This window comes from Allobosea sp. CCNWLY174, assembly GCF_037120455.1.
Taxonomy (GTDB): domain Bacteria; phylum Pseudomonadota; class Alphaproteobacteria; order Rhizobiales; family Beijerinckiaceae; genus Allobosea; species Allobosea lupini.
On the sequence record NZ_JBBBBQ010000006.1, the window covers coordinates 166,030 to 180,386 of the forward strand.

General features: G+C 66.7%; 15 protein-coding genes. 9 read left to right on the forward strand and 6 right to left on the reverse strand.

The window, feature by feature from the left end:
• The first annotated feature begins 220 nt into the window (after positions 1-220).
• On the forward strand, positions 221-706 hold the full coding sequence (locus tag V7S63_RS18610) for a MarR family transcriptional regulator (protein ID WP_199777573.1): 486 nt from the start codon (positions 221-223) through the stop codon (positions 704-706).
• Complete coding sequence (locus V7S63_RS18615) at positions 655-1,872, forward strand: glycosyltransferase (RefSeq protein ID WP_336531283.1); 1,218 nt, start codon at positions 655-657, stop codon at positions 1,870-1,872. The genes V7S63_RS18610 and V7S63_RS18615 overlap by 52 nt, the downstream gene beginning before the upstream one ends.
• Positions 1,873-1,883: 11 nt before the next feature.
• Here the strand turns inward: V7S63_RS18615 and V7S63_RS18620 are convergent, their stop codons facing one another.
• The 3 genes from V7S63_RS18620 to V7S63_RS18630 all read right to left on the reverse strand — a co-directional run bounded on the left by V7S63_RS18620 (position 1,884) and on the right by V7S63_RS18630 (position 3,661).
• Entirely contained in the window at positions 1,884-2,366 is a 483-nt protein-coding gene (locus V7S63_RS18620; RefSeq protein WP_336531284.1) for an OsmC family protein, read from the reverse strand.
• Positions 2,366-3,022 (reverse strand): GntR family transcriptional regulator, encoded by a 657-nt coding sequence (locus V7S63_RS18625; RefSeq protein WP_336531285.1) that lies wholly within the window; start codon positions 3,020-3,022, stop codon positions 2,366-2,368. The genes V7S63_RS18620 and V7S63_RS18625 overlap by 1 nt, the downstream gene beginning before the upstream one ends.
• A 225-nt stretch (positions 3,023-3,247) precedes the next feature.
• Entirely contained in the window at positions 3,248-3,661 is a 414-nt protein-coding gene (locus V7S63_RS18630; RefSeq protein ID WP_336531286.1) for a VOC family protein, read from the reverse strand.
• Between the two features lie 190 nt (positions 3,662-3,851).
• Here V7S63_RS18630 and V7S63_RS18635 point away from each other — a divergent pair, with 190 nt between their 5' ends.
• Positions 3,852-5,306, forward strand: coding sequence for an AMP nucleosidase (locus V7S63_RS18635; RefSeq protein ID WP_091834889.1), 1,455 nt, complete (start codon positions 3,852-3,854; stop codon positions 5,304-5,306).
• 3 nt (positions 5,307-5,309) lie between these two features.
• Here the strand turns inward: V7S63_RS18635 and V7S63_RS18640 are convergent, their stop codons facing one another.
• The 3 genes from V7S63_RS18640 to V7S63_RS18650 are packed head-to-tail and all read right to left on the reverse strand — an operon-like array spanning position 5,310 to position 8,571.
• Positions 5,310-5,930: an Isoquinoline 1-oxidoreductase subunit gene (locus V7S63_RS18640; protein ID WP_100964680.1), complete on the reverse strand. Its 621-nt coding sequence runs from the start codon at positions 5,928-5,930 to the stop codon at positions 5,310-5,312.
• Positions 5,930-8,107: a xanthine dehydrogenase family protein molybdopterin-binding subunit gene (locus tag V7S63_RS18645; RefSeq protein ID WP_336531287.1), complete on the reverse strand. Its 2,178-nt coding sequence runs from the start codon at positions 8,105-8,107 to the stop codon at positions 5,930-5,932. The genes V7S63_RS18640 and V7S63_RS18645 overlap by 1 nt, the downstream gene beginning before the upstream one ends.
• A 2-nt stretch (positions 8,108-8,109) precedes the next feature.
• Positions 8,110-8,571, reverse strand: a complete 462-nt coding sequence (locus V7S63_RS18650) for a (2Fe-2S)-binding protein (protein WP_336531288.1) — start codon at positions 8,569-8,571, stop codon at positions 8,110-8,112.
• Positions 8,572-8,765: 194 nt separating this feature from the next.
• Here V7S63_RS18650 and V7S63_RS18655 point away from each other — a divergent pair, with 194 nt between their 5' ends.
• The 6 genes from V7S63_RS18655 (at position 8,766) to V7S63_RS18680 (ending at position 14,351) form a co-directional block, all read left to right on the forward strand.
• On the forward strand, positions 8,766-9,401 hold the full coding sequence (locus tag V7S63_RS18655; protein WP_336531289.1) for a TetR/AcrR family transcriptional regulator: 636 nt from the start codon (positions 8,766-8,768) through the stop codon (positions 9,399-9,401).
• A 208-nt stretch (positions 9,402-9,609) separates the two neighbouring features.
• Positions 9,610-10,374: an ABC transporter ATP-binding protein gene (locus tag V7S63_RS18660; protein WP_336531290.1), complete on the forward strand. Its 765-nt coding sequence runs from the start codon at positions 9,610-9,612 to the stop codon at positions 10,372-10,374.
• Positions 10,364-11,122 carry an ABC transporter ATP-binding protein gene (locus V7S63_RS18665; protein ID WP_091834871.1) on the forward strand — a complete coding sequence of 253 codons (759 nt, stop codon included), beginning with the start codon at positions 10,364-10,366 and terminating at the stop codon, positions 11,120-11,122. The genes V7S63_RS18660 and V7S63_RS18665 overlap by 11 nt, the downstream gene beginning before the upstream one ends.
• 56 nt (positions 11,123-11,178) lie before the next feature.
• Positions 11,179-12,384 carry an ABC transporter substrate-binding protein gene (locus tag V7S63_RS18670; protein ID WP_100964671.1) on the forward strand — a complete coding sequence of 402 codons (1,206 nt, stop codon included), beginning with the start codon at positions 11,179-11,181 and terminating at the stop codon, positions 12,382-12,384.
• 77 nt (positions 12,385-12,461) lie between these two features.
• The gene (locus V7S63_RS18675; RefSeq protein ID WP_091834865.1) at positions 12,462-13,349 is read left to right on the forward strand and encodes a branched-chain amino acid ABC transporter permease; all 888 of its coding nucleotides are present in this window, start codon (positions 12,462-12,464) and stop codon (positions 13,347-13,349) included.
• A gap of 9 nt (positions 13,350-13,358) precedes the next feature.
• Positions 13,359-14,351, forward strand: a complete 993-nt coding sequence (locus tag V7S63_RS18680) for a branched-chain amino acid ABC transporter permease (RefSeq protein ID WP_091834862.1) — start codon at positions 13,359-13,361, stop codon at positions 14,349-14,351.
• Positions 14,352-14,357 lie beyond the last annotated feature (6 nt).

Below are 14,357 nucleotides of genomic sequence, written 5' to 3' on the forward strand. Positions count from 1 at the left end.
GGCATGTGCTTTGCGTATAGGCTATTCGTCAGCCGAAGGGGCCCGGAGGGCTGACTGCTCATTTCGAGATCAGGCGGAGTAGGGAATGCATCTAAAACCCCATGACGGCGCTCGATTCTTAGGCAATGGTTTCAATGGAGATCCGCCCGACGGCATCCGTCGCCTCGAAGCCGAATCAGGCCCTGCGAGGGTGCCGGTCTCGCAGCTCGACCTCGCTCGCATGGTCGAACGGGTCAGCCGGCGCTTTCTCGACTATCTCAGGCTCGAGCTGACCAAGCTCGGGGTCGACGACATCTCGCCTTCGCAGGTGATGGTGCTGTTCACCATCGGCTCCGGCGAGATCGCGGTGCGCGATCTGCTCGACCGCGGCCACTATGTCGGCTCGAACGCCTCCTACAACCTCAAGCAACTGGTCGAGAGCGGCTATCTGGACCGCGGGGCGTCCCCGCGCGACCGCCGTCTAGCTCGCATCTCGCTCTCGCCGAAGGGTCAGCTTCTGGTCGAGCGCCTGAAGCTGCTCGACGAGACCAGTCAATTCAGCCAGGGACTCGACAACGATCTCGTCGCCGATCTTCAGGCTACCCACGACACGCTGCGCCGCCTCGAGCAGTGGTGGAGCGACGCTTTGCGCTATGGCGGGATCCTGCTGGCTTCATGCACGTCCTATTCGTTCATCGTTCAGGATCTGGTCAGTTCGCTCACCTGATCCGGCGCCTCGTCGCCGAGGGCGGCGAGGTCACGCTGGTGACGGAGAAGCCTGAGCCGGATCGCCCGGGTGTGAGGCAGATCGCCTATTCGGTAGGCGAGCCGGCGACTGCGCATGCGACGTTGGCCGCCACCGACTATCATGTGCGCACCGGCGAGGCGGTTGCCGCCGCATTGAGCAGACTGCACCGGCAAGACCGGCCGGATGCGATCCTCGGCCATGTCGGCTGGGGCGGCATGCTCTTCGCCAAGGACGCGATGCCGGGCGTGCCGCTGATCGGCTATTGCGAGTATTTCTACAACGCGACCGGCTCCGACCTCGACTTCGACTCAGGCATCCCCGTACCGGAAGCCGAGCGGCGGCGCATCCGCATGCGCAATGCTGCCCAGCTGGTGACGCTGCAGGCGCTCGACTTCGCCTATGCACCGACGCGCTGGCAGCAGCTGCAATATCCCCGGGCCCTGCAGCAGCGCATCGCCGTCTGCCATGACGGCATCGACATCCAGTTCTGCCGGCCCGACGCGCAGGCGGCATTCACGCTGCCCGACGGCCGCGTGCTCCGCCCAGGCGATCCCGTCGTCATCTTCGCCGCCCGCGATCTCGATCCCTATCGCGGCTATCCGCAGTTCATGCGGGCGGCGGCCAGGATCGCGCAGGAGCGGCCCGAGGTGCTTTTCGTCGCGGTCGGCGGCGACGGGCCTGGCTATGGCCGCCAACGTCCGGACGGGCGGCCCTGGCGCGAGGTCATGCTGGAGGAGACCGGCCTCGGCGATCGCATCGTCCATATCCCGTGGCTTGCCCATGCCGATCTCGTCAGGCTGTTCCAGGTCTCGGCCGCCCATGTCTATCTGAGCGTCCCCTTCGTCCTGTCATGGTCGATGCTGGAGGCGATGGCTTGCGGTGCGCTGGTCGTCGGCTCGGCGACGCCGCCGGTGCAGGAGGTGATCCGCCACGGCACCAACGGCCTGCTCGCCCCCTTCTTCGACGAGACGAGGCTGGCAAGGACGGTGGTCGCCGCGCTCGACAGGCAAGACGAGCTGGCGCCGCTGCGCGCCGCCGCGCGCCGGACCGTCGTCGCGCGCTATGAGCGCGAGGCGTGCGTCGACCGGCAGCTCGGCTTCATCGGCCGGCTCGTCGCCGAGGACGATCTGCTCGCGGCGCAATAAGGGCGCATGCCTCAGGCTGCGCTCTGATAGGCCCAGCTGCCCTGCGTCTCCAGCGCCGAGCGCACCGAATTGGCCAGGAAACAGTTGGCGTGGGCGTCGTGATGCAGCGCCTCGACGGCGGCTTCGTCCGGCGCCTTCGGCCCGCTGAAGACGACATGCGGCCTGAGCGTCACCGTCGCGACCCACTCCTTGCCGTCGGCGTTCTTTTCCATCACGCCTTCGGCGGCATCGGCATAGCTGTCGACCCGGTAGCCGCGCATGGCCGCGAGGTTGAGGAACCAGAGCATGTGGCAGCTCGACAGCGCCGCGACATAAGCCTCCTCCGGATCGACATTGGCCGGATTGGAGAACGGCACGCGCACCACATGCGGCGAGCTCGAGGCCGGCACCTCCAGCCCGCCATCGAAGCGCCAGAGATGGGCGCGGCTGTAGCGGTTATCGAGGAAGGCTTCCTCGCCACGCTGCCAGGTGATCGTCGCGCCATGCGTCGCCATCAGTTTTCTCCGTCTCCCGAGCAGGCCGCGAGCACCACAGCCCGCGTCGCCTGCAGATGCTGTTCGAGGATCGCCTTGGCCGCAGCTGCTTCGCCCGCCGCGACGGCGGCGATCAACTGTCGGTGCTCGTCGGCCCAGCCCTGCTTGCGCGTCCTGGGGCCGAGTGCCTGGACGCTGAAGCGGTCGATCGGGGCGCGCAACTGCCGGAAGAGCGCAAGGCTGCGCGGCCGTTCCGCCGGCCCGTAAAGCGCCTCGTGGAAGGTGATGTCGCCGGAAATCCAGCCGAGCCGGTCGTCGGCGTCCTCCAGCCTGTCCTGCAGCCGCGTCAGCTCACGCAGCGAGCGCTGGTCGTGCCGGCCGAGCGCCCGCGCCAGGAGATCGCCTTCGACCAGCAGCCGGAGATCGAAGAGTTCGTCGATCTCCCCCGCCTGCGGCCGGCTCACGCGGGCGCCGCGGTAATGCGCGATCTCGAGCAGCCCCTCGCTCTGCAGCTGCGCCAGCGCCTCGCGCACCGGGATGCGGCTGACGCCGTATTCGGCGGCGATCTGCTCCTGCCGCACCAGTTCGCCCGGACGCCAGCGCCCGGCATCGATCGCCTCGCGCAGGCGCTGGGCAAGGACGGACGCTGTCGTGACCGCGGGGAGCGATGAGATCATAGGATAATTGTATCCAAAAACTGACTGACCGCAATGCCCCCCTGAAGCTTCGTTCTTGACGGCCGTTGCGAACTGATCACAGCTGAACACCGCGATCGGCCGCCAGCGCGACAAATTTACAATGAATTCCGGGGCCGTGCGACTGACCATGCCCGGTCGGGACGGCGTGGTGTGCCGCCGAACCGGCGAAGTCGATCCCTCTGCACGGACCCGGCGAGGCGCGGTCTACATCGCCTTGGCCGCACCGCTCACCATCCAATGAGCGCCATAGCGGTCGGTGAGCATGCCGAAGCGTTCGGCCCAGAATGTCTCGGCGATCGGCAAATGGACGGTCCCGCCTTCGGCAAGGGCGGCGAAAATGCGCTCGGCCTGCGCATTATCCTCGACGCCTATGCTGACCGATACGCTTTGCATCGGCCCGTTGCTCTGCTCGGGCGGCGCGTCGGACGCCATCAGCATCTGCCCGCCGGGCAGGACCAGGCAAGCATGCATGATCTTGCTGGCCCAATCCGGGCCGACCGGGGAGGGTGAGCGCTCATACGGGAGCATCGCCTCGATCTTGCCGCCGAGAATCGACTGGTATGCGGTGAAGGCGGCCTCGCATCGACCGTCATAGAACAGATAGGGCGCGAGCTTCATCGCTGCTTCTCCTCAAGTTTGTGGCCACGCCTGTCAGGCGGCATGTCCACTCCAGCAGGACGCTTCGACAGCTTCGGTCAGGACGATCGCCGCCTCACAACCATCCTGCGGGCTCTCCGTGTCCGGCGCGCTGTTGTCAGGGCCATGGTGGCGCAGTTACAAGCACCCCGAACGAGAGGATCGTTCGGGTATGACATTCGAGATCGCCGCCACCCCGCAGGAGGCCGTCGACCGGCTGGAGCTGCTCTACGAGCAGGCCCGGACGGCGTTGCGCGACGATTTGCAGCGCTTCTTCACCACCGCCGAGCCGCCGACTCCGGAGGAGCGGGCGCTCTATCGCTACCCGATGCTGCGCGTCACCTACGAGCCCTCGAAGCTGCCGGCCGCAACGCGGCGCGGTTATGCGAAATTCGCCACGCCGGGCATCTATTCGACGACGGTGACGCAGCCGGGCGAGTTCCGGGCCTATCTGCTCGACCAGCTCCAGCCGCTGGTCGAGGAGTATGGCGCGACGATCGAGACCGGCATCAGCAGCCAGGAGATTCCCTACCCCTACGCCCTCGACGGTGGCGACGAGCTCGGCCGCGGCACGGTCACGGCCGCCGAGCTCGCGCGCTACTTTCCAACGCCGCTGCTGGCATTGGTCGGCGACGAGATCGCCGACGGCACCTATGAGATCGTCGAGGGCGAGCCGCGTCCGCTCGCGCTCTTCGATGCGGTCCGGGTCGATTACTCGCTGCGCCGGCTGGTTCACTACACCGGGACCGACTGGCGCGCCGTGCAGCCCTGGGTGCTGCTGACCAACTACCATCGCTATGTCGACCAGTTCGTCCGGCTGGCCCTGGCCGAGATCGAGGCTGGGACGGCAGAGGCGCTCGTCGCGCCGGGCGGTATCCGAATCGATCGCGACGGCATCGATGTCAGCGCCGCCGAACGGGTGATGTCGGCGCCATGGCACCGCTTCCAGATGCCGGCCTATCACCTGATCCGGTCGAGCGGCGAGGGCGTCACGTTGGTCAATATCGGCGTCGGCCCCTCCAACGCCAAGAACATCACCGACCATCTCGCGGTGCTAAGGCCGAATTGCTGGCTGATGGTCGGCCATTGCGGCGGGCTGCGCCAGACGCAGATCATCGGCGACTATGTCCTCGCCCACGCCTATCTCCGCCAAGATGGCATCCTGGACGAGCTGGTGCCGCCCGATGTGCCGGTCCCGGCACTGGCGGAGGTCCAGGTTGCCTTGCAGGAGGCGGCGGCCGAGGTCACCGGCGAGAAGGGCGACCGGCTGAAGCAGCGGCTGCGCACCGGCACGGTCGTCACCCAGGACGATCGCAATTGGGAGCTGCGCTGGAGCAAGGAGCGGAAGCGCATCAACCTGTCGCGCGCCATCGCGGTGGACATGGAGTCCGGCACGATCGCGGCGCAGGGCTATCGCCTGCGCGTGCCCTACGGCACCTTGCTCTGCGTCTCCGACAAGCCGCTCCACGGCGAGATCAAGCTGCCGGGTGCCGCCAACGCCTTCTATGAGCGCGCCGTGGGCGAGCACCTCAAGATCGGCCTCGCCGCGCTGGAAAAGCTCAAGGAAGCCGGCTCATCGATCCATTCGCGCAAGCTCAGGAGCTTCGACGAGCCGCCATTCCGCTAGGCGTCAACCCGCCGGGCAGGCCGCTCCGCTATCGGCCCAGGCCTGCATCAGTTCGCCGAACTGCGCATTCGTCCCCGGTGCCGGCTGGCGGCCCTTGCCGGGGTTCCAGCCCCAGAGCACCAGCGTGTCCGATGTGACATGCTTGACGATCGCCGCGAGGTCGCGGCTGCCATTGCGGTTCTGGTCCTTGAGCTGCTCGCAGATCTGGCCGAGCGTCTTGCCCTCCCAGGCCATCGAGGCCGGGGCCAGCGCCCAGTGGCCGTCGCCGGGGATGCCGGCCGGGTCGAAGTTCTGCTTGCCATGGCAGGTGGTGCAGGCGAGGCCGGGCGCGCCATGCCCGTCCTTGCCGCGCACCACCATCGGCTGGTGCAGCCGCCTGGCATCGCTTTGGCGCGGCCGTTCCGTCGCTGGATGGCAGTTCATGCAGCGCGGGTGCTGCAGCACCTTGCCGATCTCGGTGAACAGCGCGACCGAGCGGTCGCGCTGATTGGCGATGCCGGCAAAGCTGGCGGCCGGGCGGAGCGTCGCGGCATCTTGCTGCGGAGCGGTCTGCGCCAGGGAGAGCGCGCTGCCGAGCAGCAGGGTGACGGCGGCAGCCGCCGTGGCGAGAGCGATCGAACGCATCACACGGTCCCTCCGACCATAGGCAGCGACAGCGGCCGCTCGCGCCCGAGCCGCGCCAGCGCATTGGCGACCGCCGGCCCGATCGGCGGCACGCCCGGCTCGCCGACGCCGGTCGGCTTCTCGGCGGATGGCACGATCCTGACCTCGACCTCCGGCATCTCGTGGATGCGCAGCGAGCGATAGCTGTCGAAATTGGTCTGGACGGGCCTGCCCTGGTCGAGCGTCAATTCGCCGTAAAGGGCATGCCCCAGGCCGAAGCCGATGCCGCCCTCGATCTGGGCGCGGATAATGTCGGGATTGACGGCCACGCCGCAGTCGATCGCGCACCAGACCTTGTGAACCTTGGGCTCGCCGCCCTCGCCGAGCGAAACCTCGGCGATCTGCGCCACATACGACCCGAAGCTCTCGACCACCCCGACGCCGCGGGCGCGACCGTTGGCGGGACCGGGGCCGTTCCATTTGGCAAGGTCCGCGACGGCCTTGAGTACGTTTGCCAGACGCGGCTCCTTGCCCATCAGGGCGAGCCGCCCGGCGACCGGGTCCTGGCCCGCCGCCTGCAGCAGCTGGTCGATGAAGCATTCGACCGCATAGCCGGTATGGGTGTGGCCGACCGAACGCCACCACAGGGTCGGGACGCCGACCTTGGTCGTGTGGACCTCGCAGCGGAAATCGGCGACCTCATAGGGGAGCTCGTTCGCGCCCTCGACCATGGTGGCGTCGATGCCGTCCTTCACCGTCATCGCCTCGAACGGCGTGCCCAAGAAGAAGGACTGGCCGACGATCGCGTTGCTCCAGGCGGTGATCTTTCCGTCTTTCACCGCACCGCGCATGCGATGCAGGAAGAGCGGCCGGTAATAGCCGCCGGAAAGATCGTCCTCGCGGGTCCAGACCAGCTTGACCGGCCGGTTCGGGCCGATCGCCTTGCCGACCATGGCGAGTTCCGCCGCAAGATGCTGGCTCACCTGCGCGCGCCGGCCGAAGCTGCCGCCGGCCAGCATCGTCTCGAGCTGCACCTTCTCGGGCGGCAGCTCGAGGATCGTCGCGATCGTCTGGTGCTCGGTAGTCTGGAATTGGCTGCCGAAGCGCGCCAGCGCGCCCTGCGCATTCCATTCGAGATAGCCGTCGAGCGGCTCCATCGGCGCATGCGCCAGATAGGGGAAGACATATTCCGCCTCGACCACCTTGTCGGCCTTGGCGAGTACCGCCTCGGCGTCGCCATGCTTGCCGGCGAGCGTGCCTTCCGTGCGGGCGAGCTTGCGATATTCGGCGATCAGCTCGCGGCTGCCGCGCTTCTCGGCGTCGCTCTCGTCCCAGGTCACCTTCAGGGCTTCACGCCCCTTCAGCGCCGGCCACATGCCGGTGCCGTAGACGGCGACGCCGGAGCCGATCTGAAGGACGTCGACGACGCCCTTGATCTTCTTCGCCTCGGTTGCGTCGAAGGAAGCGACCTTGCCGCCGAAGCGTGGCGGCCGGGCGACGACGACCGTCAGCATCTCCGGCGTGCGGATGTCGATGGTGAACTGCGTCTTGCCGGTGGATTTGCCCGGGCTGTCGAGGCGCTTGACCGCACCTTCCTTGCCGATCAGCCGGAACTGCGCAGGGTCCTTGAGCTTGACCTCGGCCGGGGCCTGGAGCTTGGAGGCGGCCTCGGCGAACTCGCCGAAGCGGCCCTGTTTGCCGGAGGCATGCTTGAGCACGCCCTTTTCGACGCTGATCTCGGCTGCCGGAACCTTCCAGGCCTCGGCAGCGGCCTGCACCAGCATGGCTCGGGCGGTGGCGCCGGCCTTGCGCATCTGTTCGTAGGAATTGGCGATCGCCGTCGAGCCGCCGGTGCCCTGCACGCCAAAGGCAAGGTTGGCGTAAAGCTTGACGTCGGCGGGGGCATGCTCGGCCCGCATCTGGCTCCAGTCGGCGTCGAGCTCCTCGGCTGCGAGCGTGGCGAGCCCGGTGAAGGGCCCCTGGCCGAACTCGATATGCTTGACCAGCACCGTGACGGTGTCGTCCTGCGCGATCCGGATGAACGCGTTCGGCGCAAAGGTCGCGTTTCCGCCTGGCCGGAAGGCCTGCGCCGCACCCGATTGCGCCCGGCCGGCCTGCGGCAGGCTCATGCCGATGACGAGCGCGCCGGCGCCCTTCAGGAGGTTGCGGCGCGAAAGGGAGATGTCGTGCGCGGTCATGATCAACCCTCCAACGTGCGTGCGGCGTCGTGGATCGCGGCGCGGATACGGACATAGGTCGCGCAGCGGCAGAGATTGCCGTTCATTGCGAGGTCGATGTCGCGGTCGGTCGGCTTGCGGATTTCCTTGAGCAGGGCGATCGCGCTCATCACCTGGCCGGACTGGCAGTAGCCGCATTGCGGCACGTCGTGCTTGACCCAGGCGGCCTGGATGGCTTCCGCTTCCTTGCCGGCGAGCGCCTCGATCGTGGTGATCTTCGCCTCGCCGATCGCCGAGACCGGCATGGAGCAGGAGCGCAGCGGCTGGCCGTCCATATAGACGGTGCAGGCGCCGCATTGCGCGACGCCGCAGCCGAATTTGGTGCCGGTCAGGCCAAGATTGTCGCGCAGCACCCAGAGCAGTGGGGTGTCGTCGTCGACATCGACGCTGTGGCGCGTTCCGTTGACTGTGATGGTATGGGCCATGGCTGCCTCTCTGGCGCTGGGCATGACACAGCGCGGCACCAGGGCTGCCGGATCGAGGCTCGCTCGAAGGCCCGTTCTGACATATCAGAAGGCGGGCGGTGATCCGTCGTCTTGGGTCGCGCGACTAGACGAGTTAGACGTTTTGCGTCTAACTAGAATGGTCGCCGACAGTTTGGATTCTGTCAAGACTGCAAATGAGCGACCGCAGCGAAACTTCCGTAACGTCCGGCGAGGACAGCAAGGGCCGCATCGAGCAGATCGCGGAAGCGGCGCTGCGCCTGTTCGCCCGCTATGGCTACAAGCGCACCTCGATGGACGACATCGCGCGCGAGGCCGGGGTCGCCCGCGCCACGCTCTACCTCCACTTCAAGGGCAAGGACGACGTCTTCCGCGCCATGCTCGCGGGCCTCGGCGGCCGTGTCGAGACACGTTGCCGCGAGGCGCTGGCGACGCCCGGTCCGTTCTCGGAGCGGCTGGCTGCGCTGATGGAAGCTCATCACGGCACCGCCTTCGCCGCCTTCAGCGCCGGCGAACATCTCGGCGAATTGAAAGCGGTGATGGTCGCCATCGCGGGAGCCGAGCTTGCCGCCTTCGAGGCGACCTTCGTCAGCTTCGCCCGGCAGCTCTTCGAGGAGGCAGAGGCGCGCGGCGAGATCGCGATCGCGCGCAGCGGCCTTGCGCTGGAGACCTTGATCGCGACGCTGACCCGCGCCGCCGCCGGCGCGAGATATGGCGATCAACCCTCCTGCGAACATTATCTCGTCCGGCTGCGTGAGGTCGCGACGGTATTTGCGGCTGCGGTCGCGCCGGCCGCATCCGCACGAAGCTGACCCAGGTCCAAGCCGGCCCGTGGGTCTGAGAGCCTCTGACAAGAGCTGCTCGGGTTGGAGGGTCTAAGCCTTTTGTCTAGCGGCGGGAGTTTCGGGGGCTCGGTATGGGGTTCTGCGCACACCTGCGCCGTTGACATGGGCGATATGCGCGGTGCAGCATGCCGCCCGGGGAAACGAACAATCCAGCAATGACTAAGGTTAAGGGCGGATGTCTGAGGATATTATTCTATCGACATCAGGCCTCACGAAAGAATTTGCCGGCTTCACAGCTGTCAACGGCGTCGATCTGAAGGTTCGTCGTGGCTCGATTCACGCTTTGATCGGCCCGAACGGCGCAGGCAAGACGACCTGTTTCAATCTGCTGACCAAGTTCCTGCCGCCGACGCGCGGCCAGATCGTGTATAACGGTCGCGATATCTCACGCGAGAAGCCGGCGGAGATCGCAAGGCTCGGGCTGGTGCGCTCCTTTCAGATCTCGGCTGTGTTCCCGCAGCTCTCGGTCAAGACCAATGTCCGCGTCGCGCTGCAGAGGAAGCGCGGCGACTCGTTCGATTTCTGGCGTTCGGAAAGGGTCCTGTCCTCGCTCGATGCCGAGGCGCTGCGGCTCGTCGACGCCGTCGGCCTCTCGGCCTTCGCCGAGCTGCCGGCGGGCGAGCTCAGCTATGGTCGCAAGCGCGCGCTGGAGATCGCGACCACGCTGGCGCTGGAACCCGAGATGCTGCTTCTCGACGAGCCGATGGCCGGCATGGGCCGCGAGGACATCGAGCGCATCGAGGCCCTGATCCGCAAGGTCTCGAAGGACCGCACCATCCTGATGGTCGAGCACAATCTCTCGGTCGTCGCCTCGCTCTGCGACCGCATCACCGTGCTTGCCCGCGGCCAGGTCCTGGCCGAGGGCGACTACGCCACCGTCTCGAAGGATCCGCGCGTGGTCGAAGCCTATATCGGATCGGGAGTCGGCCATGGCCACTGAAGGACCGGCCACCGGAGCGGTGCTGGAGCGCCCGGCCGTGGCTGGTGGCAAGCCGCTGCTCGCGGTGCGCGGGCTCGAGGCCTGGTATGGCGAGAGCCATGTCCTTCATGGCATCGAGCTTCATGTCGGCGAGGGCGAGGTGGTGACGCTGCTCGGCCGCAACGGCGCCGGCAAGACCACGACGCTGAAGTCGATCATGGGCGTGATCGGCAAGCGCAAGGGTTCGGTCACTTTTGCTGGGCAGGAGACGATCGGGCTTCCGTCGCGCGCCATTGCCCGGCTCGGCATCGGTTATGTTCCGGAGGAGCGCGGCATCTACTCGACCCTCTCGGTCGAGGAGAACCTGCTGCTGCCGCCGCAGGTGAAGCCGGGCGGCCTGCCTGTCGAGCAGATCTTCACGCTCTTCCCCAACCTGAAGGAGCGGCTGCGCAGCCAGGGCACCAAGCTCTCGGGCGGCGAGCAGCAGATGCTGGCGATCGGACGCATCCTGCGCACCGGCGCCAATCTGCTCCTGCTCGACGAGCCGACCGAAGGGCTCGCGCCCGTCATCATCGACCAGATCGGCGCCACCATCCGCATGCTGAAGCAGAAGGGCTTCACCATCGTCCTGGTGGAGCAGAACTTCCGCTTTGCCCAGACCGTCGCCGACCGCCACTACGTCGTCGAGCAGGGCAAGGTCGTCGACATGATCCCGAATGCCGAACTCGACGCCAATATCGACAAGCTTCACGCCTATCTCGGCGTCTGACGCAGGGCGTCCAACAAGAACCGTACGGACATCAGACATCTCAGGGAGATAAGAACATGCAGCTCAAGACATTGCTCGCGGCCACGGCGCTCGGTGCGCTGATGGTCTCGCCGGCGCTGGCGCAGCAGATCTCGGTCAAGGCCGGCGTGCTCAACGACCGCTCCGGCCTCTACGCCGACCTTTCGGGCGAAGGCTCGGTGATCGCTGCGCGCCTCGCGGTCGAGGATTTCAAGGCGGCGGAGAAGGGCATCAAGGTCGAGATCGTCTCGGCCGACCACCAGAACAAGCCGGACGTCGGCTCGACCATCGCCCGGCAATGGTACGACCAGGACGGCGTCGACCTGATCCTCGACGTACCGACCTCCTCGGTCGCGCTCGCGGTCAACCAGATCACGCGCGAGAAGAACAAGGTCCACATCAACTCCGGCGCAGCCTCCTCGGATCTCACCGGCAAGGCCTGCTCGCCGAATACGGTGCACTGGACCTACGACACCTATGCCCTTGCCCAGGGCACCGGCGGCGCCATGACCAAGGCCGGCGGCGACAGCTGGTTCTTCCTCACCGCCGACTACGCCTTCGGCCATGCGCTCGAGCGCGATACTTCGGCGGTGGTGACCAAGGCCGGCGGCAAGGTGCTGGGCGCCGTGCGCACGCCGTTCCCCGGCACGGACTTCTCGTCCTTCCTGCTGCAGGCGCAGGCCTCCAAGGCCAAGGTCATCGGCCTCGCCAATGCCGGCGGCGACACGATCAACTCGATCAAGCAGGCCGGCGAGTTCGGCATCGTCGCCGGGGGCCAGAAGCTTGCCGGACTGCTCGTCTTTGCTACCGACGTGCACGCGCTCGGCCTGCAGACGGCGCAGGGCCTCGTCCTCACCGAATCCTTCTACTGGGACAAGGACGACGGGACCCGCGCCTGGTCGGAGCGCTTCGCCAAGCTCAATGGCGGCAAGAAGCCGTCCATGGTCCAGGCCGGTGTCTATTCCGGCATGCTGCACTATCTGAAGGCCGTCGAGGCGGCCAAGAGCAAGGATTCGGCCACCGTCATGGCCAAGATGAAGGAATTGCCGACCGACGATCCGCTGTTCGGCAAGGGCACGGTCCGCGCCGACGGCCGCAAGATGCACGACATGTATCTATACGAGGTCAAGAAGCCTTCCGAATCGAAGGGTCCGTGGGACTATTACAAGCAGGTCGCGGTGCTGAAGGCGGACGACGCCTTCAAGCCGCTGGCCGAGAGCGAGTGCCCGCTCGTCAAGAAGTGACGGGCTGAGCCTGTCCCAATGCGTCGTTCCGGGGCCGCAGACGGCCCCGGACCAGCTTTTTCGGAACGGTCGATCGCATGTTCGAGCTCCTGGGTGTCCCGCCGCAAGCCCTGTTCGGCCAGCTTCTGCTCGGCCTGATCAACGGCTCGTTCTACGCGATCCTGTCGCTTGGCCTGGCGGTGATCTTCGGCCTGCTCAACATCATCAACTTCACCCATGGCGCGCAGTACATGATGGGCGCCTTCGTCGCCTGGATGTGCCTGAACTATCTCGGCATCAACTACTGGGCGGCGCTGCTGCTGGCCCCCATCGTAGTGGGTTTCACCGGCGTGGTGATCGAGCGCTTCCTTTTGAAACGCATCGCCCATGTCGACCATCTCTACGGGCTGCTGCTGACCTTCGGCCTGGCGCTGATCATCCAGGGGCTGTTCCGCAACGGCTACGGCTCCTCCGGCCTGCCCTACCAGATCCCGGCCGAACTGCGCGGCGGCTACAATCTCGGCTTCATGTTCCTGCCGACCTATCGCGGCTGGGTCGTCATCGCTTCGCTGATCGTCTGCCTCGCCACCTGGTTCGTGATCGAGAAGACCAAGCTCGGCTCCTATCTGCGCGCCGCGACCGAGAACCCGACCCTGACCCAGGCCTTCGGCATCAATGTGCCGCTGCTGGTGACGCTGACCTATGGCTTCGGCGTCGCGCTGGCAGCCTTCGCCGGCGTGCTGGCTGCGCCGATCTACTCGGTCAACCCGAACATGGGCGCCGACCTGATCATCGTCGTCTTCGCCGTCGTGGTGATCGGCGGCATGGGCTCGATCATGGGCGCCATCGTCACCGGCTTCTCGCTCGGCCTGGTCGAGGGCCTGACCAAGGTGTTCTATCCGGAAGCCTCGGCGACCGTGATCTTCATCATCATGGCGGTCGTGCTTCTGGTGAAGCCGGCCGGCCTGTTCGGCCGCGCCGCGTGAGGAATTGAGATGGCAGACATCGCTTCCACCGACGCTTCCGCCGCCGGCCTCACCATCGCCGAGACCGACGACGGCACGGCGCGCTTGCACCGCAACCTGATGATCGGCATCGCCGTCGTCCTGGTCATCGCGCCCTTCGTCGCCTACCCGGTCTTCGTCATGAAGGTTTTGTGCTTCGCGCTGTTCGCGCTCGCCTTCAACCTTCTGCTCGGCTACGGCGGCCTGCTCTCCTTCGGCCACGCCGCCTATTTCGGCATGGCGAGCTATGTCAGCGCCTACACCGCCAAGCACTGGGGGCTGACGCCGGAGCTCGCCATCCTGGCCGGCACGGGGATCGCCGCGCTGCTCGGGCTCGCCTTCGGTTCGCTCGCGATCCGCCGCCAGGGCATCTATTTCGCCATGATCACCCTGGCCTTGGCGCAGATGGCCTTCTTCTTCTCGCTGCAGACGCCGCGCTTCACCGGCGGCGAGGACGGCATCCAGGCCGTGCCGCGGGGCAAACTGCTCGGTATGGTCAGCCTCGCCGACGATCGCGCCCTCTACTGGCTCGTCGCGGCGGTCTTCATGGGCGGCCTCCTGCTGATCTACCGGATCATCCACTCGCCCTTCGGCCAGGTCTGCAAGGCGATTCGCGACAACGAGCCGCGTGCCATCTCGCTCGGCTACCGCGCCAGCCAGTACAAGCTCGCCGTCTTCGTGCTCTCGGCCGGGCTCGCCGGCCTCGCCGGCGCGACCAAGGCGATCGTCTTCCAGCTGGCGTCGCTCACCGACGTGCACTGGTCGATGTCGGGCGAGGTCGTCCTGATGACGCTGGTCGGCGGCCTCGGCACGGTCTTCGGCCCGATCGCGGGTGCGCTCGTCATCGTCTCCATGCAGAACTTCCTGGCGACGCTCGGCGCCTGGGTTACCGTCGTCCAGGGCATCATCTTCGTGATCTGCGTGCTGCTCTTCCGCGAGGGCATCGTCGGCGTCATCGCCAAATGGATCAAGAAACCGCTGTGACGGCGG